Below are 24,340 nucleotides of genomic sequence, written 5' to 3' on the forward strand. Positions count from 1 at the left end.
TATTTATTAATTATAAAGATACTTTCTAGATAGTCTATCACTAATTTAACTTTTTCAGTGGCTTCCGCAAAGCTCCGGATAGGTTCTAGAACCGAGCGGGAATCAACAGACAAGTTTAACAGAGCCAAGATAAAAAAGAGCTGACTTGTATCCAAACTAGTTAGATATTTTTGCATTATAAGAAAAAGGAGAAAAATACATTGACAGCAATACGCTATGAATTAATCAAAACATGCAAACAAACTGGTGCTAGATTAGGCATCGTCCATACACCACACGGATCTTTTGAAACACCGGCATTTATGCCAGTAGGAACATTAGCTACTGTAAAAACAATGGCGCCTGAAGATTTAAAATCAATGGGAGCTAATATTATTTTAAGCAATACATATCATTTATGGCTTCGTCCTGGGCATGAAATTGTCAAAGAAGCAGGCGGACTTCATAAGTTTATGAATTGGGACAAAGCGATTTTAACTGATTCTGGCGGTTTCCAAGTATTTAGTTTAAGTGATTTCCGCAAGATTGAAGAAGAAGGAGTGCACTTCCGCAATCATTTAAATGGGGATAAGCTATTTTTATCTCCGGAAAAAGCAATGGAAATTCAAAATGCATTAGGATCAGATATTATGATGGCATTTGATGAATGTCCTCCATATCCAGCTGAATATGACTACATGAAAAAATCAGTGGAAAGAACGTCTAGATGGGCAGAGCGTTGCTTAAAAGCACATAACCGCCCGGAAGATCAAGGACTATTTGGCATTATTCAAGGTGGAGAATATGAGGAACTAAGAAAGCAAAGTGCTAAAGATTTAGTTTCATTGGATTTCCCAGGATACGCGGTTGGCGGTTTATCTGTTGGAGAACCGAAAGATGTTATGAATAGAGTTCTTGAATTTACGACACCATTAATGCCTGATAATAAGCCTCGTTATTTAATGGGAGTAGGATCGCCTGATTCTTTAATCGATGGAGCAATTCGCGGAATTGATATGTTTGATTGTGTTTTGCCAACTAGAATTGCCAGAAACGGTACAGTAATGACAAGTGATGGCCGCTTAGTAGTGAAAAATGCAAAATACGCACGAGATTTTGGTCCTCTAGATCCAGAATGTGATTGCTATACATGCAAAAATTACAGCCGTGCTTATATTCGCCATTTGATTCGATGTGACGAAACATTCGGAATTCGACTTACATCTTACCATAATCTATATTTTCTGTTAAACTTAATGGAGAATGTCCGCCAAGCGATCCGTGAAGATCGATTAGGCGACTTCAAAGAAGAGTTTTTTGAACGTTATGGATTTAACAAGCCAAACGCTAAAAACTTTTAAATTAAATGCTGTGTTAAAGCTAATTGTTGATTTTTGTACGATGTTGATTGGGAGAAGAAGGTGTGAGACTCCTGCAGGGGAAGAAAGACAGACTTTGACCTTGAAAGGTCAAAGCTACGAAGCGGTTCGACGCTTGCTTGCGGAAAACGAACGCCTCTCGTTAGAATCAATAGCCAATTTTAACAGAGCTAAATTAAAAGAGATTTGAAAGGAGGGGAAATATATGCAACAAATTATGGGATTACTTCCATTTATTTTAATGTTTGTTCTATTTTACTTTTTATTGATCCGCCCACAGCAAAAACGCCAAAAAACGGTTAGGCAAATGCAAAGCGATCTGAAAAAAGGAGACAAGGTTGTTACAATCGGTGGTCTTCATGGTACTGTTGATGCAATTGACGAAGGTTCTGTTGTTATCAAGAGCGGAGATGGAAGCCGTCTAACATTTGACCGTAGCGCAATACGTGATGTAGTAGCCTCTTCAAGCACTGTTTTAGATAAAGCATAATAAAAAAGCAGCAGGAAAAAACATTATCCTCGCTGCTTTTTATTATATGTTTTTTTTATGCAGTACTTCCTCTTGAAAGGTTAACCCCTAAAATTCCACCCATCATACAAATTAACGTATAGCAAATATGATAAATAAATTGTTCAGACGTAAAGAGCTGATCCAATCCTAAAAAGGTAAATAAAAATACAATTAGAGAATAAGTGAAGCCAGTTAATCCTCCGAGAAACCAACCTTTTTGTTTTCCTTTTCCTCCAGAGATAAACCCTCCTGTAAATAGGGTGATAAATGAAACGATGGTTATGGCATATTGCAAGGAAGATTCCTGCAATGATGTAAACTTGAGCAGCAAAGAAAAAAGAATGCTGCTGGTTATTAAAAGAATAAAAATTGAGATTAAACCATATAAAATGGCACTTCCAACATGTTTGCTTTCTTCGATTGTAAACCTCTCCCTTCAAAAAGCTTTAGTTTTCATAAATAAAACATTCTAGTACAAGCATATTCACTAAGAAAAAAAATAGAATCATAAAATGCTTAGCGAATGTTTTTATCCTTGTTTATAACCTTTAGAAAAATAATACCTAGAATTATTTTTTGTTTTTGACAAAACATAAATAAAAAAAGTAAACAAGGGGTGGGGGAATAAAAGTGGAAGAATATATGATTATTCTTTTTAGAACCATACTCATATACGCATTAATCGTTCTTATTTTTCGTTTAATGGGAAAAAGGGAGATAGGGGAGTTAAGCATTCTTGATTTAGTTGTATTTATTATGATTGCAGAGATTGCGGTTGTAGCTATTGAGGATATAAAGGCATCACTTATCCCTACATTAATGCCGATGTTCATCTTATTATTCATTCAATTGCTCTTGGCATTCTTCTCTTTGAAAAGCAAAAAAATTCGTGATCTTATTGATGGAAAACCAACGATTATTATAAACGATGGAAAAATCGATGAACAGGCAATGAAAAGTCAACGATATAATTTTGATGATTTATTGCTACAATTACGAGAAAAGGATATCCGCAATATTGCCGATGTGGAGTTTGCCATATTAGAAACCTCTGGTAAATTATCCGTATTCGAAAAAGATCAGGGTACTTCAGGGATAACATTGCCTCTTATTATTGATGGGATTATACAGGAAGAAAATTTGTCGAAAATTGGACAAACGAATTTTTGGCTAAGGCAAGAATTAAAAAGGCAAGGGTGTATGAACATAAAGGATATTTCCTTTTGCAGCTATCAAGACGGGATATTTTATCTTGATTTTTTTGATAAAAAGTAATGGCTATTTAATAGAAAATGCTTGCTGTTTTAAAAAAGCAGCAAGCATTTTTTTCATCTGGATATTTTTAGGGGAGCAATGTTCCTATCCACGGTATTTTTCGCAGATCATCTTTTCTAAGAAGTTTTAATAAAAATAGCAAAATAATATAGCAAATGGTGATAAAACAGGTTACAATAATAACTTTTAGCGGCAAAGAAAATACATTCAGCCATTTGGTGCAGACCATCCCTAAATAACCAGACGTAAAAATGACAACTAGCATTTTTATGTAATCTTTTATATAGATAGAAAAACTGATTGTCTTAATAATTGTTGCAAAATGAAGCAGAGTTACAAGGACAAATCCCACAATTAAAGCAATAGCTACACCATATATTCCAAATTCGGGACGGCTTGCCAAACAGAAGATAATGATAGTTTTTACTAAGGCTCCGATAAAACTATTAATCATAGCGGCACGAGCTAAGTTAAGGGCCTGCAATGTTGCCTGCAGTGGTCCTTGGTAATAATTTAATAGAAAAAAAGGTGCCATAAGCTGAATAAAGGATGTTCCTCTAGAACTGTTATACATAACAGTCATTAAAGGCTCTGCTAGGACGAATAAGACAACGACAGCAAGTCCACCAGTCATAAAAGTAAAACGAAGAGCCTGCTGCAGCAGGTGATCTATTTTTTTATATTCATGATTTGCGTTTGCTTCACTTATTGCAGGGACAAGAGATGTAGAAAGAGATTGGGTGAAAAAAGATGGCAGCATTAAAAGGGGAAGGGCAAATCCAGTTAATACTCCATATTGTTTGGTCGCATTGATCGCAGTTAAACCAGCTATTGCTAAGCTGTGGGCAACAACGATAGGCTCTATAAACCAAGCGATGCTTCCAATCATTCTGCTTCCAGTTGTAGGAAGAGCTACTTGCATTAACTCTTTGAATGTTTGTTTGCCATTTGTGACATATTGAAAGAATTTTTTCCTTAAAGGAAAGGATTTTTTCCATTTGAAAGATGCTAATAGAAAAAGTAAAGATGCCAATTCGCCAAGAACAGATGCCAACATAGCACCAGCAGCTGCGTATTCAATGCCTAAAGGCAAAAATGCTTTTGTAAGTGCAGCAATTAAAGTAATGCGCACAATTTGTTCAATCACTTGAGAAGTCGCAGCAGGCTTCATATTCTGCCTTCCTTGGAAATAGCCTCTTAAAACAGAAGAAACAGCAATAATAGGAATAATTGGCGTGATTGCAAGAAGTGGCGTTAATGTTCTTGGATCTGTAAATAATGTTTGCGATAAATAAGGAGCCAGCAGAAATAACGCAGGTGTAAATAAAACAGTAAGTGCAAGTGTAGTAGTTAGTGATACAATTAAAATAGATTTTACTTTTTTATGATTTCCTGCTGCTTCTGCTTCTGCAACGTTTTTGGAAATGGCAACAGGCAGCCCAAGCTGTGTAATGGTTACGACGAGAATGAGTGTAGGATATACCATCATATATAACCCGACTCCATCTTCTCCGATAAATCTTGCAATAACTATACGATTAATAAAGCCTAGTATCCTTGTTATAAATCCTGCAATTAATAAAATGATGGTTCCTTTTAAAAACTTAGACATTTCATTCCCTGCCTTCTCAAATAGCGAATAATACTATACAATTAACTATATGCAAGCATGTGGACAAAGCATGACTAGGAAAGATTATTTTTTGCTGTTTGTTCGGTTAGATGTTTTGGAGGAAATCTAATAAAAGTAGAATGGAAGAAATTTTTAGGTTTCCTGGACATTTGAAATTGGCCGCGAAAAAAGTTAGCAGAAAAATGAATGGACATTACTCCTTCCTAACGGTTCAAATAGGTTTCTTGTATGTAAATAATCGATAAGGGAGCTGTTTTCTAGTGTCGTCAGAGCATATATATGATGAGTTTCGTTTTGAAATACAACCAGCCTTGCGAAGTAAATTAGAAGAATTTCAATTACTGGGATATGCTACGATCTCAGAAGATGATCTATGGAAATATTTAACGCAAAAAAAATGGAAAAGGTCATCTGGAGATAGGCGGATTTTTGAGCTGGTGCAAGATGTTTTACATGTGAAAATTTCAGAATATATGAATTTCGCCACAATTGAAGCATTTAAGCTGGATAATTTTTTTACAGAATTAACTGAGGAAGAGAAAAGAGAACTGCTGAAGTAAGAAGGAATTATGATATTTTTTTGAACAAATTGACAGCTAACATAATCTGTTTCATAATGGTTTTTATAAACAAGGCTGTTTTCTCAAAGTTTGTTGTTTTTTATCATACAAAATGAGAAAAGCAAAGTGTATGCAAGCTGCATTTAAAAAGCAACAATCTAGTATGAAAACAGCCATAAACAAAACAGTCTATGTATAAAGCCATCCTGTTACCATTGGGGAATTTTCCTATGCTAAAGGATGGCTTATACTTGTGAAGACTGTACGAAAACAGACAAACCTCTTGGATAAAGCATGATCATGCTATAGAAATTATGTAAATGGAAAGAATAATGAGAATAGCATTGCAAGTTTTTTAAGAGATATGTTTATTTTTTGTTTATCTTTTGAGGAGGATTAATACATAATGGTAAAACGCAGTAGAATAGTAGCATTCCTATTAATTATCATTTTATGTGCCAGTGTTTTGGGAGGTACAACCAAAAATATACTAAATGATATTAAACTGGGATTGGATTTACAAGGCGGATTTGAAGTTTTATATGAAGTCACACCCGTTGACAGCAGCCAAAAGATTACAAAAGAAGTATTAAACAGTACGGCAAAAGCGTTAGATAAACGTGTTAACGTATTAGGGGTAAGTGAACCTAGTATTCAGATTGAAGGCAATAACCGCGTTCGTGTACAACTTGCCGGTGTAACAGACCAGAACAAGGCAAGAGAGATCCTATCTACAGAAGCAAATCTTTCTTTCCGCGATGTCAATAATAAAAAGCTAATGGATGGCTCTGATTTAAAAGAAAATGGTGCATCTCAAACTTTTGATGAAAATGGCAATCCTAGTGTTTCTTTAAAACTAAAAAGTGCTGAAAAATTTAAAAATGTCACACAAACAGTTCTTAACATGGCACCTAATAATTTGCTTGTTATTTGGCTTGATTATGAAAAAGGGGATTCTTTTGAAACAGAATCCGCAAAAGCAGAGCCTAAATATCTTTCCGCACCCCAGGTAAGCAAAGTTATTAACCAAGATACTGTATCAATTACAGGAAGCTTTACCATTCAAGAAGCAAAAAACTTGGCGGATTTATTAAATGCTGGTGCCCTTCCTGTTAACCTTACAGAAAAATATTCCACAAGTGTTGGAGCGCAGTTTGGTGATCAAGCACTAAAAGATACTATTTTAGCAGGTGTAATTGGTGTAGGTCTTGTTTTTATCTTTATGATGCTATATTACCGTTTGCCAGGAATGGTAGCCGTTATTACCCTAACCGTTTATGTGTACTTAAACTTGCTGGTTCTTGATTTAATGAACGGTGTACTGACATTGCCAGGGATTGCGGCACTTATACTTGGTGTCGGGATGGCAGTAGATGCAAACATTATAACGTATGAACGAATTAAAGATGAACTTCGTGTCGGAAAATCCTTGCGGGCAGCATTTCAAGCAGGGAATAAAAACTCACTATCGACAATCTTTGATGCAAACTTAACGACGATTTTGGCAGCAGTTGTGCTTTTCATTTATGGGAATAGCTCTGTTAAAGGGTTTGCGACATTGCTAATTGTCAGTATTCTTGTCAGCTTTATAACAGCGGTTTATGGTTCTCGTTTATTATTAGGATTATTAGTCAACAGCAAACTGTTTAACAAAAAACCAACATGGTTTGGAGTAAACCGTAAAGAGATCAAAGATATTAATGAAGGCTATAATACTTTGACATTGCCAACCAAATTTGATCGCATTGATTTTGTGAAATATAAAAATATCTTTTTTACTATCTCAGGTGTGTTGATTGCGGCAGGTATTGTTGTACTATTTATATTTAAGCTAAATTTAGGCATTGATTTCTCCAGCGGATCTCGTGTTGAAATTATGGCGGATAAATCATTAACAACAGAAGAATTAACAACAGAATTAAAGAAAGTCGATATTGTTGCTGATGATATTATGTTATCTGGAGATAATCAGGAAATAGGGGCTATTCGCATTAAAGGGGACCTTAGCAAAGATAAAATTGCTGAATTAAAAACAGAACTAAAGAAAACATATGGTCATGAGCCAAATATTAGTACGGTTTCTCCAACTGTTGGGAAAGAGCTGGCAAAAAACGCTTTTTATGCAGTGTTGATAGCGTCTGTTGGCATCATAATTTATGTAGCCATTCGTTTTGAAATTTATATGGGGCTTGCAGCAGTTCTAGCATTGCTTCATGATGCTTTCTTTATTATCGTTATATTCAGCATTACAAGATTAGAAGTGGATATAACCTTTATTGCAGCTATTTTAACAATTGTCGGCTACTCTATTAATGATACAATCGTTACATTTGACCGTATAAGAGAAAATTTAGTGCAGAAAAAACGCATTAAAACAGCAAAAGAAATTAAAGATATTATCAATATTAGTTTACGACAAACATTTGCACGTTCTATCAATACAGTTGTAACAGTAGTAATTTGTGTTATTGCATTATTGGTATTCGGCAGCGATTCTATTAGAAACTTCTCTCTCGCTTTGCTTATTGGCTTAATTGGCGGAGCTTATTCTTCTATTTTTATTGCATCCCAATTATGGTATGTATGGAAGAAAAAAGAATTAAAGAAAAAAGGCGTACTTATTACAGTAAAAGAAAAGCGCAAAAACTCAGATATACCACAAGTTTAAAAGCTAGAAGGAAAAAAGAGCTATGCATACATTTAAAAGTGTGCGTAGTTCTTTTTTTACGCATTAACGGGCTTTTGACCCCATATCAAGGTTATAAGAGAAAACGAGGAATTTAGGTGGGCAGAAACTTGCCCGAAAAAGCCTGATTGAAGTTTTACTTTATTGTATCTCTGTAGATGAAAAAGTTTCCTTTATCTCACATTGAAAGCAAGTTGCCTAGATTGTATAATAACTAGATTGGGGTGATGACATGTTACAATCAAAAACTAGATGGATTACACATATTGATAACCAAACGGACGATATAATAGCAGAGTTTGTACAACATTTAAATATAACGCCACTTGTAGCATCATTGCTTATTAACAGAGGATATAGAACGGTCGGAGAAGCGAAGGATTTTTTATTTGCACAAAATCAGGATTTTTATGATCCTTATCTTTTATTGAATATGGAAACAGCAGTAGAAAGAATTCGCACGGCGATAAATAATCAAGAGAAAATATTAGTATTTGGAGATTATGATGCAGATGGTGTAACAAGCACTACGGTTATGATGAAAACATTGGAAGAAATGGGTGCAGATGTAGAATTTTATATCCCTAATCGATTTACAGAAGGATATGGTCCAAATGAAGGAGCATTTCGTTATGCTAAAAGCATTGGAATCGATTTGATTATCACGGTAGATACAGGGATTGCAGCAGTACATGAAGCAGATGTGGCAAAAGAGCTGGGCATTGATTTAATTATTACTGATCACCATGAGCCTAGTCCGATATTGCCTGATGCTTACTGTATTATCCATCCGAAAATTCCAGGAAGTGATTATCCTTTTGGCGAATTGGCAGGGGTTGGTGTAGCCTTTAAAGTAGCGCATGCCTTATATGGCTATGTTCCTGAACATTTACTTCCGTTTGTTGCTATTGGAACAATTGCAGATCTAGTTTCCTTAACAGGAGAAAACCGTTTAATTGCAAAACAGGGAATCAAAAAATTGCAGCAAACAGACAATGTTGGATTAAAAGCCTTACTGAAACAAATGAACACAGATTCAAATGTGATTGATGAAGAAACAATTGGTTTTATGATTGCACCAAGAATCAATGCTGTTGGAAGACTTGGAAGTGCAGATCCTGCTGTTGATTTGCTGATGACATCTGATAAAGAAATGGCAATGGAACTTGCCATGGAAATGGAAGAGACCAATAAAGAGCGCCAAGACATTGTTAATCAAATAACAGAAGAAGCAATTGCTCAAGTAGACGAACTGTATCCATTAGCAGAAAATCGGGTATTAATTGTCGGCAAGGAAGGGTGGAATGCGGGAGTTGTTGGGATTGTTGCTTCTAGGCTTGTAGAAAAGTATTGCCGTCCAACGATTGTCCTTAGTTTGGATCAGAATAAACAAATAGCTAAGGGATCTGCTAGAAGTATAGCTGGATTTGATTTATATAAAAACCTTTCTACAGCAAGGGATATTTTACCTCATTTTGGAGGACATCCAATGGCAGCAGGAATGACCCTTGCATTAGGGGATGTGGATCTATTGCGTCAAAGATTAAATGAATTGGCTTTTGAACAATTACAAGAGGAAGATTTAATCCCGCTAACAAAAGTAGATGGCAGTTTTATGCTAGAAGAGGTACAGTTAAAAACGATTGAACAAATGCAATTATTGGCTCCATTTGGAGTCGATAACGCGAAACCGAAAGTAATTTTGAAGGATATGGAAATTGCGGCAATTCGCAAAATAGGAGCAAATCAAAACCATTTGAAAATGCAGCTGAAGCAAGGAGAAAATAGTTTAGATGGTATTGGATTTGGTATAGGAGAGTGGCATGAACATATTTCTCCATCTGCAAAAGTTTCGGTATTAGGCCAACTGGCTATTAATGAGTGGAATAATATTAAAAAACCGCAAATTTTTATTCAAGATTTAATGATAGATAAATGGCAGCTTTTTGACTATCGTGGTGCCTTGCAATTAGAAAAATTAGTCGCAAAAATGCCTGTAGAAGATGCTTTATGGATATTTTTTCATCAAGATTCTGTTACATCCGCTTTTAAAAGCAAGGTGTCGAATTATAAAATAGTGGAAACAATAGAAGAAGCAGCATTTTTTTATAGCAAGGAGCCAAATATAGTATTAGCTGATTTCCCAACAGATATCGAAATAATAAATAGGCTGCTTTCTAATATAACACCAGAAAGAATTTATGCTGTTTTTTACAAAGGGGAAAGTGATTTCTTTAGTACGATGCCAACGAGAGATCATTTTAAATGGTATTATGCCTTTTTAGCAAAACAAAAAAGTTTTCATTTAGATAAATTCGGTGGAGAATTAGCGAAAAGAAAAGGCTGGAGCAAAGAAACAATTGTTTTTATGACAAAGGTGTTTTTTGAGCTGAATTTTGTTACAATGGAGGATGGGTTTATTTTGTTGAGTAAGAATACAGCGAAAAGAGATTTGACAGAGTCACCTTCTTTTCAACAGAAGCAAGCACAATTTACGCTCGAAAATGAATTAATATACTCGTCGTATGAGCAATTAAAAAATTGGTTTGATCTTATTCTAAAAAAATCCGTTAACAATGAGGAGGAAGTAAAAGAATGGATTTAAAACAGTTTATTACAATTGTTGAAGATTGGCCAAAACCAGGAATTAAATTTAAGGATATCACAACATTAATGGATAATGGTGAAGCATATAAATATGCAACAGACCAGATCGTTTCATATGCAAAAGAAAAAGAAATTGATTTAGTTGTTGGACCTGAAGCAAGAGGTTTTATTATTGGCTGTCCTGTTGCCTATTCTTTAGGGGTTGGTTTTGCTCCAGTTCGCAAAGAAGGTAAGCTGCCAAGAGAAACAGTGAAGGTAAAATATGGATTAGAATATGGCAGTGATGTTTTGACTATTCATAAAGATGCCATTAAACCTGGACAAAGAGTTTTAATTACAGATGATTTGCTTGCAACAGGGGGAACAATTGAAGCAACGATTAAATTAGTCGAAGAATTAGGCGGCGTCGTTGCAGGGATTGCTTTTTTAATTGAATTATCTTATTTAGAAGGACGCAAAAATCTAAATGGTTATGATGTCCTAACATTAATGGAGTATTAATAGCCCATTTTTATATACAGATCCTTAATTGGTACAAGTCTATAATTGTATGTCAAGAGCGCTAATAAAAAGCGCTCTTTTTAATAGATGAATAAATAGTGATGACGTTTTTCGACATTTTTTTTATTTTTTCAAGAAAATTACAAGTATTCTCTTTACAACTACCCTCATTTTTTTAATAATAGAAATAATGATTCTTAAATTATTACGATTTTATTTTATATTCTTCTCTAAGAGGGAAATAGAACAAAAAAATAGCAATAATAAATTTTTTTATAGTCAATGATAACAATAAATGACAAATGAAAGGTGATTATATGGCGAATGATCAAGTATTGACCGCCGAACAAGTCATCGACAAGACGAAAGGGTATTTAAACGAAGAGCATACAGCGTTTATTGCAAAAGCATATAATTTTGCAAGAGATGCTCATCGTGAACAATATAGAAAATCTGGTGAGCCTTATATTATCCACCCTATTCAAGTTGCAGGGATATTGGCTGATTTACAAATGGATCCTGATACAATTGCTGCCGGTTTTCTCCATGATGTTGTTGAAGATACGGATATCACATTACAAGATATAAGTAGAAGCTTTAGCAAAGAAGTGGCCATGCTCGTTGACGGCGTTACAAAGCTCGGAAAGATAAAGTATAAATCCCATGAAGAACAGCAAGCAGAAAACCACCGGAAAATGTTTGTTGCGATGGCACAAGATATAAGGGTCATTATGATCAAACTTGCTGACAGGCTTCATAATATGCGAACATTAAAGCATTTGCCAGCAGAAAAACAGCGCCGCATTTCAAATGAAACATTGGAGATCTTTGCACCACTAGCGCATCGATTAGGGATTTCTACGATTAAATGGGAGCTAGAAGATACAGCATTACGTTATATGAATCCACAGCAATATTATCGAATTGTTAATTTAATGAAAAAGAAACGGGCTGAACGTGAACAATACTTGGATGAAGTGATAACGGAAATTCGTCAAGGTACCAATGAAGTAACGATTGAAGCAGATATTTCTGGTCGCCCGAAACATATATACAGTATTTATCGCAAAATGGTGCTGCAGAATAAGCAATTTAATGAAATATATGATCTTCTTGCTGTAAGAATTGTTGTAAACAGCATTAAAGATTGTTATGCAGTGCTAGGAATCATTCATACACGCTGGAAACCAATGCCAGGAAGATTTAAAGATTATATTGCGATGCCAAAGGCTAATATGTATCAATCTTTGCATACAACAGTGATTGGTCCAAAAGGCGACCCGCTTGAAGTGCAAATTAGAACAACAGAGATGCATCGAATTGCAGAATTTGGGATTGCAGCACACTGGGCGTATAAAGAAGGCAAATCGGTAAATGAAGGGTCTTCATTAGATGAAAAATTATCTTGGTTTAGAGAGATATTAGATTTTCAAGAAGACAGCATTAATGCAGAAGAATTTATGGAAAACTTAAAGATTGATTTGTTTTCCGATATGGTTTTTGTGTTTACTCCAAAAGGCGATGTGTTTGAATTGCCTTCTGGTTCTGTTCCAATCGATTTTGCTTATAGAATTCATTCAGAAATCGGCAATAAAACCATTGGAGCAAAAGTGAATGGGAAAATGGTGACATTGGATTATAAGTTAAAAACTGGTGACATCATCGAGATTCATACAAGTAAGCATTCCTATGGTCCGAGCCAAGACTGGCTGAAGATTGTCCAAACATCTCAAGCGAAAAATAAAATCAGACAATTCTTTAAAAAGCAGCGAAAAGAAGAAAATGTCGAAAAAGGAAAAGAGCTAGTAGAAAAAGAAATCCGCAATATGGATTTTGATTTAAAAGAGATTCTAACACCAGAAAATGTAAAAGCAGTTTTAGAAAAATTTAATTTTATGAACGAAGAAGATATGTATGCAGCAGTTGGTTATAACGGCATTACAGCTCTTCAGGTTGCAAATCGTTTAACAGAAAAATGGCGCAAAAAACGGGATGCAGAACAAAACGCAACAATATCCAATGCTGTTGCCGAGTTAAAATCTTTTCCTGCTAACAAAAAAAGAGCATCCGGTGTACGTGTTACTGGCATTGATAATTTGTTGATTCGTCTTTCTCGTTGCTGCAATCCTGTTCCAGGTGATGAAATTGTCGGTTTTATTACAAAAGGAAGAGGAGTATCTGTGCATCGGGCAGACTGTACCAATATTGATACAGATGATGCAAAAGCAAGATTAATTCCTGTTGAGTGGGAGACAGCTCTTAACGATCGTAAAGAATATAATGTAGAAATTGAAATTAGCGGATATGATAGAAGAGGACTGCTGAATGAAGTGCTGCAAGCAGTCAATGAATCGAAAACAAATATTTCCGCTGTATCCGGCCGTTCTGATCGAAATAAAATGGCAACTATTACAATGTCGATATTAATATTAAATGTTAATCATCTTCATAAGGTAGTGGATAGAATCAAACAAATTCCTGATGTGTATTCTGTCCGCAGAATTATGAACTAAGGAGCAAAAAAAGTGCGAATCGTATTGCAAAGAGCAAAAAAAGCAAAAGTAGAAGTAGATGGGAATATTGTGGGAAGCATTGATAAAGGGTTTGTGCTTCTCGTTGGCATTACACATGAGGATTCAATAGAAGATGCTGAATACTTGGCAGATAAAATTGCGCATTTACGTGTGTTTGAAGATGAAACAGGTAAAATGAATACTAGCATATTAGATGTGGAAGGATCCATTTTATCGGTGTCGCAATTTACATTATATGGGGATATTCGTAAAGGAAGAAGACCAAATTTTATGAATGCGGCAAAACCAGCCATTGCCCAAAAGTTATATGAAGACTTTAACGATTGCTTAAAAGCGAAAGGGCTTGTTGTTGAAACAGGAATATTTGGCAGCATGATGGATGTTTCTCTTATAAATGATGGACCTGTGACATTAATATTAGAGAGTAAATAAAAACGTTTTGTGGGACAAGTTATCAGGATAATAATTTGTTTCATAGACGTTTTTTTATGTGAATATAACATTTTTTGGCTCATTGGTGAGTACAGCTTTTTGCCAATGAACCAAAAATGAAAACTTTCCTATTTAAAATAGTTAGCTAAGCCTTGATAGATTGCAGCAGATACCGTTTCTTGATATTTATTGGTAGAAACAAACTTTTCTTCTTGCTGATTGCTTAAATAGCCTAATTCTAAAAGGGTTGCAGGCTGGCTATTTTCTCTAAGAACAAAATAATCATTTTTTCTGACACCACGGTCTATCATATTAGTTGCTTCGATTAATTCTGCGTGTAGTTCATTTGCTAATTCTTTTTGCCGGGAGGTATAGTAATAGCTGGTCATCCCCATAATATTATGATCTTTTACACTATCATAATGAATGCTCACAAAGGCGTCGGCATCATATGTGCTGCTGATTTCTACTCTTTTTTCCAATGAAAGGAATGTGTCATCTGTTCTTGTTAAAATGACTTTGCTGCCAGCACTTCTTAATTTTGCTGCCAATAAATTAGCCGTACGATTTGTTAAATTTTTTTCTAATGTACCTAAGTATCCGATTGTTCCACTATCTTTTCCTCCATGTCCAGGGTCAATGACAATCACTTTTCCTTTTAAGTCTTTTTTGTTTCCTTTTTTTGTTTTCTTTTTGCTGGCAGTTGGAGAATCGCTTTTTGCATCTTTTGTTATGGAAGGAGTATCGACGATCCAATTAGCTACATAACCTTCTGATCCATTGGACAATCGAATTTTATACCAATCCCCAATTTCTTTTATGACAGGAAAGCTATCGCCTTCATTCGCAATAGAAACAATAGTAGAGTTAACGGTCGCATTGCTTCGTATATTTGTTCGATTATACAAGATAGTGATTCTTTTGCTGTCTTTATCTGTTGTTGCTTTATCTTTTGTTTTAGCAGTGTTGCTATCTTCCTTATGCTGTAGAAGCGAGCTTTTTATCCATCCTTTGTTGCCAGAGTATTGGATTTCTGTCCACTCTCCCTGTTCTCCAACGATATGAATTTGCGTATCTTTTGCTAGTTTTCCGATAATAGCAGAAGATGTTGTCGGCTCTAGGCGAACATTAATGGCATCTTCTAATACACTGGCAATAGTGGCAGAAGAATGATGTTCGTCCGTATAATTGTCATCGTTCGTTTCGTCTGTTCTTTTTTCCTCTTTTACAACCAGATAACTGGCAACCCAACCGGATTTTCCTTCAGGTAATTGAAGTTCCACCCAATCTCCTTGGGTGCGAATAATTGGATATTCTTTGCTTATTTCCATTTTATCTGTTATAAGAGCGTCTAAACTAGGACTTTCTCTTATATTAACAACCACGGACGATATGGCATTTTCGCTGCTTTCTGCTTGTATTTCTTGTAATGGAATAAACAAAAAAGAAACAAAAAAAGCAAGAAGGATCATCCCTATTCTGCTCAAATGACTAGAACCCTCCCTCACCTGTTAGTCTTAGATTTCTTCGCATTAATGATTTCTTTTAGAGAGCACTTAATTCCTTTAAAAAAATTTCTTGCATTAACTTCAAATTTAGACAAGAAAATAGTGATTACGTGATATTTTTTTGAAAACTTGGGGGAGAATAGATAGAAAGAATAAGAATAAAGGGTGATTATCATGAGATTTGGAGAAAAAAATTTGTCTGCAGGTACAATCGGTTCAAAGTTGTTAGGAGTTAATTTCCATGATTTTATTGAAAAGGAATCCCGTAATAATGTACTAGAATTGGCAGCAGAATTTGGCTTGTCTGTTGGCCAAGTAAAGCAGCTTAAAAAACAATTAGAAAGAAATTGAATAAGTTATTGACAATAAAATAGTTCCTCTTTATTATTAAATAAATAATGGATTAAATATGTGGAAATAACCAATGATGGAGAAAAGTAATTAAGAGACACATGAATAGAGAAGAAATGCCTTAGGCTGAAAGCATTTCTGCATGATGACTTAATGAAAGAACACTCTTTAGGTTTTCTTTTGAATGTTCATCATATGGACGAGTAGGAATGAAACGTTAGCAGGCGTTAACTGTAAAGTGGAAGATTTTATCTTCAATTAGGGTGGTACCACGGGATAATAACTCTCGTCCCTTGTATTCAGTGATGCAAGGGACGAGGGTTTTTTGTTGTATAAAATATAATTTAGCAGTAAAAAACCTTTCTTTTTAGGTTTGTTTATATAGGAGGATACATAGTATGCAGATTAATATACCTAGAGGTACGCAGGATATACTTCCAGGCGAGGTAGAAAAATGGCAGTATATTGAGAAGAAACTAAAAGAAATTTGTGATAAATTTCAATACAATGAAATTCGCACACCGATTTTTGAACATACAGACCTTTTTTTAAGAAGTGTTGGAGATACAACTGATATTGTAACAAAAGAAATGTATACATTTGAAGATAGAGGAAATAGAAGTCTTACCCTAAGACCTGAAGGTACAGCATCTGTTGTACGTTCTTTTGTCGAAAATAAAATGCACGGTTATGCATCTCAGCCGATTAAACTATATTATTTAGGGCCAATGTTCCGCTATGAACGCCCACAAGCAGGAAGGTTTCGCCAATTCGTTCAATTTGGAGTAGAAGCAATCGGAAGTAATGATCCGGCAATTGATGCAGAAGTGATTGCGTTAGCATACACTGCCTACAAAAGCTTTGGACTATCTAAATTAAAAGTAGTCATAAACAGTCTTGGAGATACTGAAAGCCGTGTAGCGCATCGGGAAGCATTAATGGCACATTTTGCGCCAAACATTGGTGAATTCTGCCATGATTGTCAAAATCGTTTAGAGAAAAACCCAATGAGAATTTTAGATTGCAAAAAAGATCGGGAGCATCCATTAATGAAAACAGCTCCATCGATTTTAGAGTATTTAAATGAGGAATCAAGCCGATATTTTGAGAAAGTAAAAACATATTTAGCGGCACTAAATATTCCATTTGAAGTCGATTCTAATCTGGTTCGAGGTTTGGATTATTATAAACATACTGCTTTTGAAATTATGAGCGAAGCAGAAGGATTTGGCGCTATCACTACATTATGCGGCGGCGGCAGATACAATGGCTTAACTGAAGAATTAGGCGGTCCCGAGGCTCCTGGTATAGGATTTGCGATGAGCATCGAAAGACTTCTTTCTGCATTAAAAGTGGAAAATATTGAATTGCCTATCGAAAAAACAATTGATTGCTATTTAGTATCATTGGGAGATGCAGCAAAAGATTATACGGTTGGTCTACTGCATACATTAAGACAGGCTGGATTATCAGCGGAAAGAGATTATTTAGACCGCAAAATTAAAGGCCAGTTTAAAGCAGCAGATCGTCTCCATGCTAAATATGTAGCGGTACTCGGGGAAGATGAATTAAAAAATAATAAAATTAATGTAAAATCATTAGAAACTGGCGAACAGAAGGAAGTAGAATTATCTGAACTTGTAGCTGTTTTAAAAGATTTTACAGCCTATTAAACAAAGGAACAAAGAGATAGATATATTTTTGACTCGGTTCACTTATGTAAATGGGAGAAAATAATAGATATCATACTAGGAGGATATACAGCATGTTTGGTAGAACTTATTTTTGCGGTGAAGTAACAGAAGCCGCTATTGGAGAAAAAGTTGTCTTAAAAGGTTGGGTGCAAAGAAGACGTGATCTTGGAGGGTTAATATTCATTGATTTAAGAGACCGTACTGGAATTATACAAATTGTTTTTAGTCCAGAAGCAAATAAAGAAGCATTAGCTATTGCTGAAAAGGTCCGCAATGAATATGTTCTTGATATTCAAGGGAAAGTAGTAGCACGGCAAGAAGGCACTGTTAATGATAATTTAAAAACAGGAAAAGTAGAAATAATTGTCGATGAAATTACCATTTTAAATGAATCGAAAACACCTCCTTTTACAATCGAGGATAAAACAGAAGTAGCAGAAGACGTACGCTTAAAATATCGCTATTTGGATTTAAGAAGACCAGTTATGTTCGAAACATTTAAAATGCGTCATCAAGTAACAAAAGTGATGAGAGACTTTTTAGATGCTGAAGGGTTTTTAGATATTGAAACACCTATTCTAACAAAAAGCACTCCTGAGGGAGCTAGAGATTATTTAGTGCCAAGCCGTGTTCATGAAGGAGAATTTTATGCACTGCCACAGTCGCCGCAAATTTTTAAGCAATTATTAATGGTAAGTGGAGTGGAGCGCTATTATCAAATTGCGCGCTGTTTCCGTGATGAAGATTTACGTGCAGATCGCCAACCAGAATTTACTCAACTTGATATTGAAACAAGTTTTATGAGCCAAGAAGATATTATGGGTATGATGGAACAGATGATGGAAAAAATCATGAAAGAAGTAAAAGGCATTGAAATTTCTTTGCCAATTGCTAGAATGCCATATGATGAAGCAATGTCACGATATGGTTCAGATAAACCAGATACTCGTTTTGATATGGAACTTGTAAATCTTTCTGAAATAGTAAAAGACTCAGGCTTTAAAGTTTTTGCGCAAGCTGTAGAAACTGGCGGACAAGTAAAAGCGATTAATGTGAAACAGGGAAGCGATAAATATTCACGTAAAGACATTGATGCATTAACTGAATTTGTTAAGGTATATGGAGCAAAAGGTTTAGCATGGCTGAAAGCAGAAGAAGATGGACTTAAAGGACCTATTGCGAAATTTATTTCTGAAGAAGAACAAAAAGGTTTGGAATCCGCTCTTGCGATTGAAAGTGGAGATTTATTGCTATTTGTTGCTGACAAAACAAATGTTGTGGCAGATGCTTTAGGGGCGCTTCGTTTAAAACTTGCAAAAGAATTAGGGTTAATTGATGAAACAAAATTCAACTTCTTATGGGTAACAGACTGGCCGTTATTTGAGTTTGATGAAGGAGAAGGCCGTTTCTATGCTGCGCATCATCCATTCACTATGCCGCAAAGAGCAGATTTAGAGTTACTGGATACAAATCCTAAACAAGTAAAAGCTCAAGCATATGATATTGTGTTAAATGGATATGAACTAGGCGGAGGCTCACTGCGTATCTTTGAAAAAGATGTCCAAGAGAAAATGTTTGAAAAGCTAGGTTTTACTAAAGAGGAAGCATATGAACAGTTTGGTTTCCTTTTAGATGCATTTGAATATGGAACTCCTCCGCATGGTGGAATTGCACTTGGCTTAGACCGACTAATCATGCTTCTTTCTGGAAGAACAAATCTTCGTGATACAATAGCATTCCCGAAAACAGCAAGTGCAAGCTGTCTGTTAACAAATGCTCCGAGCGAAGTTAGCGAAACTCAGTTAAATGATTTGCATCTTGCTTTGAATGTAAGCAAATAAAGAAATAAATATAATTGTATTGGAACAAAAAAGCAGTTTATTGAATGTCTCAATAAACTGCTTTTATTTATTTATTAAAGGGAAAATAATTGAAAACGTTGTCCCTTTATCTAGAGTGCTTGAAATATGAATTTTTCCTTGGAGACTACTAATAATTTGCATGGCGGCCATCATTCCTAATCCGGTGCCTTCTCGCCCCTTTGTTGTGAAATAAGGTTCTCCAATTCTTGCAAGCTGTTCTTTTGTCATGCCTGTTCCTGTATCAGAGATGGTCAAATGAAGATGGTTGTTTTCTGACGCTGTTTCAATAGTTAAAGTACCACTGTTTGACATGGCCTCAATACAGTTTTTGCAAATATTTAATAAACATTGCTGCAATAGCTGTGACTCCCCTTTTATAAAAAAAGGTTTAACGGCAGTATCAATGATAATGCTGCTCATATTGGCAAGAGGTGTAATTATATCAATCGTTTTACAAAGTTCATCCTTTATATTAAGAATTTCAATATTTTCAGGCGATGGTTTAGCGAATGTTAAATAGTTGCGAATAATGGTATCTGCACGATTGATTTCATTAATGGATATTTGCAGGAAATCTTTTCGTTTTGTTTCCTCTAAATCCGCATTTTCCATCAATTGCAGAAATCCTTTTACAACTGCTAATGGATTGCGGACTTCGTGAGAAATAGAAGAAGCAAGATGACTGACCATTTCCATTTTTTCTGTTTTAATAATTTTTTGGCTAATATGGATGCTTTCATGGAATGTTTCATAAATATAAACAATGCATGGGCAAGATATTGCTGTAATGGCTAAATAATAAAAAATAATCAATAGTTCAAAATGAGCAGAAAAAATAGTAAGACCGAAAATAACAAAAATACTAGAATTTAATAATGTCAATAACGTAACCGTTAACATGCGTTTTCTTTTTGTGAAATTATTGAATTTTTTTATAAAAGGCAGTATTGAAATAAGGGTGACACAAACAGTGAGTATCGTTCCAATTGTACCAATTCCGCCAAAACATAAACGATAAAGCACTGTAACGACTATTAAAAGCAGCCCATTTTTTAGTCCGCCATATAAAAAACCCATAACGAGTGCGATTAATCGCAAATCAAATATAAACCCGTTTGTTAAAGTGAGGGGAAAAGTAATGCAGCTGATAATGGCCATGGAAAAAGAAAAAAGTTTCAAAAGGTTTATATGAGAATCATTATTACATTTTAATACAATAATCAAAGGAATAAACAAAATAAAAACAATCAAAACTAATACATTTAACAATAATTCTTGTATGCCAAACATAATGAATAGTTCCTCCTAAGATAGCCACTAACCAATACAATATACGATAATTTCAAAAATGAAAATAAAAATTTTAATAAAAGGCTAAGTTATCTTCTATAGCTAGTTCCTTTCTGCAAATTATGTTATATTACAAAATGGAGTAATTGTGCTTGAAAAGTAAAGGAAATAAGTTTACATAGCGTTATTAATTAGGAATACTAATAATGATTGATTAAAAAGATTGCAAAATGATCATCTAAATAGTAGCTAGATTATTCCACTACTTGTGAATAAAAAAGATGGAGTTGAAATATATATGTTGCATCAATTTTCTAGAAATGAATTGGCTATTGGAAAAGAAGGATTAAATACATTAAAAAACAGTACGGTAGCTGTTTTAGGTATAGGTGGCGTTGGCTCGTTTGCTGCAGAAGCGCTTGCTAGATCTGGTGTAGGGAAATTGATTTTAATTGATAAAGATGATGTGGATATAACCAATGTAAACCGTCAAGTTATCGCATTATTATCAACAGTTGGTCGTCCTAAAGTAGAAATCATGGCTGAAAGAATTGCAGATATCAATCCAGAATGTGAAGTAATTGCATTAAAAATGTTTTATACGGAAGAAACATACGAAGAAATTTTTGACTATGGTTTGGATTATGTAGTAGATGCATCGGATACAATCAGCTATAAAATTCATTTAATGAAAGAATGCTTAACTAGAAATATTCCGATTATTTCTAGTATGGGTGCAGCTAATAAAATGGATCCAACACGTTTCCAAATTGCTGATATCAGCAAAACACATACAGATCCTATTGCAAAGGTGATTCGCACAAGACTTCGCAAAGAAGGAATCCGTAAAGGAATTACGGTTGTATTTTCTGATGAAAGTCCGATTGTCATAAGAGAAGATGTTGTAAAAGTAGTCGGAAAAGAAGATGCACCAATCCGCAAAGCAAAAATGCCTCCTTCTTCTAATGCATTTGTTCCTTCTGTAGCAGGTTTAATCATGGCAAGCCATGTTGTGAAGGAGCTATTAGGGGATATTAAAATTGTGCGTGTAAAAGATGAAAAAAAATAAAAAGGAAAAAAGGCTGGGACATAAGTATTCCAGTTGAAGAAAAACCCGAACGATTATACGTAAATTACGTATAATCGTTCGGGTTTTTAAGTTTTTAAAAGGGCGATTTCAGTAAAGTTTGTTGTTATTACCCGCAGCCTGAATACACTTCGCTTTCCGTGGGGCTCGCGCTGGCCTGCAGGGTCTAAGCTGTCTCGCTAATCCCACAGGAGTCTACGTGTATTCAGGCTGCTCAGTTTTTCCAAATAATTAATTTTTTAAATTTTTTTAAATTTTTTTTAGATAACAACCTTTAAAAACGAAGTGGAATGGAGTGTCTGTAGCACAATGGAACGAATTAGTTTTTACACTTGACTATATTTAAAAACACAAGTAACCAAGATTGCGAAACCAGCCTTTATTTTAAAGCTAAATTAGAGATTATTCGTCTTTACAGATTATCTAATTAGTTGTGTCCCAACCTCTTTTTATTTTTTAATAAAGGGATTTTTAGATTATGAGAGATAAGGCTAAATATAATATTCCTGAAAAAGGAAATTATTCTATTGACGAATATAAATGTATTAGTGTACTGTTTAAGTAGTACACTAATACATTTGGAAATGGAGGTATATATATGACATCATTTATCGGCTTATTAAAAAAAGATTTGAAAATTTCTTTGCCCTTTTTTTATAAAACATTAGTTATTATTGCTGTTAGTCTAATCGTTGGTTCTGGTTTTTCAGGCTATTACGGCAAAATAGATACGTTGACAGTAATTTCGATAGTCTTAGTCATTATTCAAATGCTCTGTTTGCCAACAGCAGTTTTTCAGTCATTAACTATAGAAGGTAAAACACAATTATGGCTCCATAACCCTATCAGCAGCTTAAAGCTACTTCTATCAAAAATTGTTGCAAACAGCATTTATCATCTTATCTTGACTCTTTTGACAACAGCTTTGGCAGGAATCTTATTATTGTTTTCAGACAATATTTCTCCTTTTTTTGATTTTAAAGATTTATTATCCATGGCGGTAGCAATATCATGGGTCGGACTATATATTAGCTTTTGGGTTATCTTTTATTGGGCTGTTTATTATAGTTTGGCAAGCTACCCCCGCATTAAAAGTGTTAGATGGCTTGTGCTGATTATTATATGGGGCATTTGGAATACAGCAGGAGACCTGATAAATAAGCTAACTTTTATTAAAACATTAAAAAAATTAGGAACAATTCATGTAGGGAATGGGTTTCAAATAGAAAGTAATTCGGTATCTTTTCAAGCGGGATTTGAAGCAACCGAAATATCTTTATTTACTATAGCTGGATATCTCTGCACGGTGATTATCCTTTTTATCATCTCTTCCTGGTTGTTGGATAATAAAGTGGAGGTTTAATAAAATGGCAGCAGAATTTGAAGCATCAAAACCAATATATATGCAGATTGTCCATAAAATATTGCTGCAAATTGTTCGACTAGAAAGGACTGCCGGTGAAAAGCTCCCCTCTGTAAGAGAAATGGCTATTACATTAGGAGTAAATCCAAACACTATCCAAAGAACATATGGAGAATTGGAGAGGATGCAGATGGTAGAAACAAAAAGAGGGCAAGGGACTTTTATTACAGAAAATCAACTTGTCTTAGAGAAAATGGTCAAAAAGTTGCAGATGGAGACCATGGAGCTGTTTGTTGGCAATATGCAAGAGCTGGGAATAGAGGAAGAAGAAATGATAGAAAAATTAAACAGTTATTTAAAAAAAAGAAAGGAGGGAAATGATGATACATTTTGAAAATGTAACGAAAAAATACGGCAAAGAAACGGCATTAAGCAATATAAATTTAACATTAGAAAAAGGGAAAATTTATGGCCTAATTGGTGCAAATGGCAGCGGGAAATCAACTTTTTTAAAGATGATAGCAGGTCTTGTACGTCCTAGCATTGGAAATGTATTTGTGATGAATAGACAGTCAAACCGCAAAATAGCAGAAAAAGTTTCTTATTTAACAGAATTAGATCTGTTTTATGAGGGTTTTACGGTAAAGGAAATGATTAATTATTCGGCTTCGCAATTTTCTGATTTTCAAATAAATAAAGCAGAAGAGCTAATAGAGTTTATGAAACTTGATGGTGCAAAAAAAATAAAAGCCTTATCAAAAGGCAATAGAGGCCGATTAAAACTTATTCTTAGTTTAAGCAGAGATGTGCCTATATTATTAATGGATGAACCATTTTCTGGATTAGATCCGATGGTGAGGGAATCCATTGTCAAGAGCTTATTAACATTTATTGATTTTGAAAAACAAACAGTTATCATTGCAACACATGAAATTGTAGAAATTGAGCCTATTTTAGATGAAGTCATTGCGATAAATAATGGTCAAATTGTAGCATCGTATAATGTCGATCAATTACGGGAAGAAAAGGGGCAATCTGTTTTAGAATGGATGAAAGAAAACTTAAATAGTGCATCTGCAAAGTGAAAG

Annotated in this window: 20 protein-coding genes and 1 other annotated feature; of the genes, 16 read left to right on the forward strand and 4 right to left on the reverse strand. The window is 34.7% G+C overall.

Going from position 1 to position 24,340, the window contains the following annotated elements; all coding sequences use genetic code 11:
• Positions 1–200 precede the first annotated feature (200 nt).
• Both tgt and yajC read left to right on the forward strand, forming a co-directional pair.
• Positions 201–1,340, forward strand: coding sequence for a tRNA guanosine(34) transglycosylase Tgt (gene tgt / locus CWS01_RS06380; RefSeq protein WP_101176362.1), 1,140 nt, complete (start codon positions 201–203; stop codon positions 1,338–1,340).
• A gap of 223 nt (positions 1,341–1,563) precedes the next feature.
• On the forward strand, positions 1,564–1,848 hold the full coding sequence (gene yajC / locus CWS01_RS06390; RefSeq protein WP_101176364.1) for a preprotein translocase subunit YajC: 285 nt from the start codon (positions 1,564–1,566) through the stop codon (positions 1,846–1,848).
• A gap of 55 nt (positions 1,849–1,903) precedes the next feature.
• Here the strand turns inward: yajC and CWS01_RS06395 are convergent, their stop codons facing one another.
• The gene (locus CWS01_RS06395) at positions 1,904–2,290 is read right to left on the reverse strand and encodes a TIGR04086 family membrane protein (RefSeq protein WP_101176365.1); all 387 of its coding nucleotides are present in this window, start codon (positions 2,288–2,290) and stop codon (positions 1,904–1,906) included.
• 209 nt (positions 2,291–2,499) lie between these two features.
• Here CWS01_RS06395 and CWS01_RS06400 point away from each other — a divergent pair, with 209 nt between their 5' ends.
• Complete coding sequence (locus tag CWS01_RS06400; protein ID WP_101176366.1) at positions 2,500–3,144, forward strand: DUF421 domain-containing protein; 645 nt, start codon at positions 2,500–2,502, stop codon at positions 3,142–3,144.
• Positions 3,145–3,211: 67 nt separating this feature from the next.
• On the opposite strand, the gene spoVB is transcribed toward CWS01_RS06400, so the two are convergent.
• Complete coding sequence (gene spoVB, locus CWS01_RS06405) at positions 3,212–4,756, reverse strand: stage V sporulation protein B (RefSeq protein WP_101176367.1); 1,545 nt, start codon at positions 4,754–4,756, stop codon at positions 3,212–3,214.
• A gap of 281 nt (positions 4,757–5,037) precedes the next feature.
• On the opposite strand from spoVB, the gene CWS01_RS06410 reads away from it, so the two are divergent.
• From CWS01_RS06410 to dtd, 6 genes are all read left to right on the forward strand, one after another.
• On the forward strand, positions 5,038–5,337 hold the full coding sequence (locus CWS01_RS06410) for a post-transcriptional regulator (RefSeq protein WP_101176368.1): 300 nt from the start codon (positions 5,038–5,040) through the stop codon (positions 5,335–5,337).
• Positions 5,338–5,743: 406 nt separating this feature from the next.
• A complete protein-coding gene (secDF, locus tag CWS01_RS06415) occupies positions 5,744–8,005 on the forward strand; it encodes a protein translocase subunit SecDF (protein WP_101176369.1) in 2,262 nt (753 codons plus the stop codon).
• Between the two features lie 250 nt (positions 8,006–8,255).
• Complete coding sequence (gene recJ / locus CWS01_RS06420) at positions 8,256–10,628, forward strand: single-stranded-DNA-specific exonuclease RecJ (protein ID WP_101176370.1); 2,373 nt, start codon at positions 8,256–8,258, stop codon at positions 10,626–10,628.
• Positions 10,619–11,131 carry an adenine phosphoribosyltransferase gene (locus tag CWS01_RS06425; protein ID WP_101176371.1) on the forward strand — a complete coding sequence of 171 codons (513 nt, stop codon included), beginning with the start codon at positions 10,619–10,621 and terminating at the stop codon, positions 11,129–11,131. Before recJ ends, CWS01_RS06425 begins: the two co-directional genes overlap by 10 nt.
• A 317-nt stretch (positions 11,132–11,448) precedes the next feature.
• Complete coding sequence (locus CWS01_RS06430) at positions 11,449–13,644, forward strand: RelA/SpoT family protein (protein WP_101176372.1); 2,196 nt, start codon at positions 11,449–11,451, stop codon at positions 13,642–13,644.
• Positions 13,645–13,656: 12 nt separating this feature from the next.
• Entirely contained in the window at positions 13,657–14,097 is a 441-nt protein-coding gene (gene dtd, locus CWS01_RS06435; RefSeq protein WP_101176373.1) for a D-aminoacyl-tRNA deacylase, read from the forward strand.
• 128 nt (positions 14,098–14,225) lie between these two features.
• Here dtd and CWS01_RS06440 read toward each other — a convergent pair whose 3' ends face one another.
• A complete protein-coding gene (locus CWS01_RS06440) occupies positions 14,226–15,584 on the reverse strand; it encodes an N-acetylmuramoyl-L-alanine amidase (RefSeq protein ID WP_101176374.1) in 1,359 nt (452 codons plus the stop codon).
• Positions 15,585–15,800: 216 nt separating this feature from the next.
• Between CWS01_RS06440 and CWS01_RS22610 the strand changes: the two genes are divergently transcribed.
• The 3 genes from CWS01_RS22610 (at position 15,801) to aspS (ending at position 19,491) form a co-directional block, all read left to right on the forward strand.
• Positions 15,801–15,956 carry a hypothetical protein gene (locus tag CWS01_RS22610; protein ID WP_168714363.1) on the forward strand — a complete coding sequence of 52 codons (156 nt, stop codon included), beginning with the start codon at positions 15,801–15,803 and terminating at the stop codon, positions 15,954–15,956.
• 64 nt (positions 15,957–16,020) lie between these two features.
• Positions 16,021–16,253 (forward strand) — a binding site (T-box leader).
• 101 nt (positions 16,254–16,354) lie between these two features.
• The gene (gene hisS / locus CWS01_RS06445; RefSeq protein WP_101176375.1) at positions 16,355–17,629 is read left to right on the forward strand and encodes a histidine--tRNA ligase; all 1,275 of its coding nucleotides are present in this window, start codon (positions 16,355–16,357) and stop codon (positions 17,627–17,629) included.
• A gap of 92 nt (positions 17,630–17,721) precedes the next feature.
• On the forward strand, positions 17,722–19,491 hold the full coding sequence (aspS, locus tag CWS01_RS06450) for an aspartate--tRNA ligase (RefSeq protein ID WP_101176376.1): 1,770 nt from the start codon (positions 17,722–17,724) through the stop codon (positions 19,489–19,491).
• Between the two features lie 63 nt (positions 19,492–19,554).
• Here aspS and CWS01_RS06455 read toward each other — a convergent pair whose 3' ends face one another.
• On the reverse strand, positions 19,555–20,802 hold the full coding sequence (locus CWS01_RS06455) for a sensor histidine kinase (RefSeq protein ID WP_101176377.1): 1,248 nt from the start codon (positions 20,800–20,802) through the stop codon (positions 19,555–19,557).
• A 298-nt stretch (positions 20,803–21,100) separates the two neighbouring features.
• Between CWS01_RS06455 and CWS01_RS06460 the strand changes: the two genes are divergently transcribed.
• From CWS01_RS06460 to CWS01_RS06475, 4 genes are all read left to right on the forward strand, one after another.
• The gene (locus tag CWS01_RS06460) at positions 21,101–21,871 is read left to right on the forward strand and encodes a tRNA threonylcarbamoyladenosine dehydratase (protein WP_101176378.1); all 771 of its coding nucleotides are present in this window, start codon (positions 21,101–21,103) and stop codon (positions 21,869–21,871) included.
• A gap of 616 nt (positions 21,872–22,487) precedes the next feature.
• Positions 22,488–23,252: a hypothetical protein gene (locus CWS01_RS06465; RefSeq protein ID WP_101176379.1), complete on the forward strand. Its 765-nt coding sequence runs from the start codon at positions 22,488–22,490 to the stop codon at positions 23,250–23,252.
• Positions 23,253–23,256: 4 nt separating this feature from the next.
• The gene (locus tag CWS01_RS06470; RefSeq protein ID WP_101176380.1) at positions 23,257–23,646 is read left to right on the forward strand and encodes a GntR family transcriptional regulator; all 390 of its coding nucleotides are present in this window, start codon (positions 23,257–23,259) and stop codon (positions 23,644–23,646) included.
• Positions 23,633–24,337, forward strand: a complete 705-nt coding sequence (locus CWS01_RS06475) for an ABC transporter ATP-binding protein (RefSeq protein WP_101176381.1) — start codon at positions 23,633–23,635, stop codon at positions 24,335–24,337. Before CWS01_RS06470 ends, CWS01_RS06475 begins: the two co-directional genes overlap by 14 nt.
• Positions 24,338–24,340: the final 3 nt, after the last annotated feature.

Origin of the sequence: Niallia nealsonii (assembly GCF_002835805.1) — a bacterium.
GTDB lineage: Bacteria > Bacillota > Bacilli > Bacillales > Cytobacillaceae > Niallia > Niallia nealsonii.

Coding starts and splice junctions, on each gene's coding strand:
- CWS01_RS06475 (WP_101176381.1), top strand. CDS start 23,633: ATGATACATTTTGAAAATGTAACGAAAAAATACGGCAAAGAAACGGCA.
- CWS01_RS06425 (WP_101176371.1), top strand. CDS start 10,619: ATGGATTTAAAACAGTTTATTACAATTGTTGAAGATTGGCCAAAACCA.
- aspS (WP_101176376.1), top strand. CDS start 17,722: ATGTTTGGTAGAACTTATTTTTGCGGTGAAGTAACAGAAGCCGCTATT.
- CWS01_RS06455 (WP_101176377.1), bottom strand. CDS start 20,802: ATGTTTGGCATACAAGAATTATTGTTAAATGTATTAGTTTTGATTGTT.
- spoVB (WP_101176367.1), bottom strand. CDS start 4,756: ATGTCTAAGTTTTTAAAAGGAACCATCATTTTATTAATTGCAGGATTT.
- CWS01_RS06470 (WP_101176380.1), top strand. CDS start 23,257: ATGGCAGCAGAATTTGAAGCATCAAAACCAATATATATGCAGATTGTC.
- hisS (WP_101176375.1), top strand. CDS start 16,355: ATGCAGATTAATATACCTAGAGGTACGCAGGATATACTTCCAGGCGAG.
- CWS01_RS06430 (WP_101176372.1), top strand. CDS start 11,449: ATGGCGAATGATCAAGTATTGACCGCCGAACAAGTCATCGACAAGACG.
- yajC (WP_101176364.1), top strand. CDS start 1,564: ATGCAACAAATTATGGGATTACTTCCATTTATTTTAATGTTTGTTCTA.
- recJ (WP_101176370.1), top strand. CDS start 8,256: ATGTTACAATCAAAAACTAGATGGATTACACATATTGATAACCAAACG.
- CWS01_RS06465 (WP_101176379.1), top strand. CDS start 22,488: ATGACATCATTTATCGGCTTATTAAAAAAAGATTTGAAAATTTCTTTG.
- secDF (WP_101176369.1), top strand. CDS start 5,744: ATGGTAAAACGCAGTAGAATAGTAGCATTCCTATTAATTATCATTTTA.
- CWS01_RS06460 (WP_101176378.1), top strand. CDS start 21,101: ATGTTGCATCAATTTTCTAGAAATGAATTGGCTATTGGAAAAGAAGGA.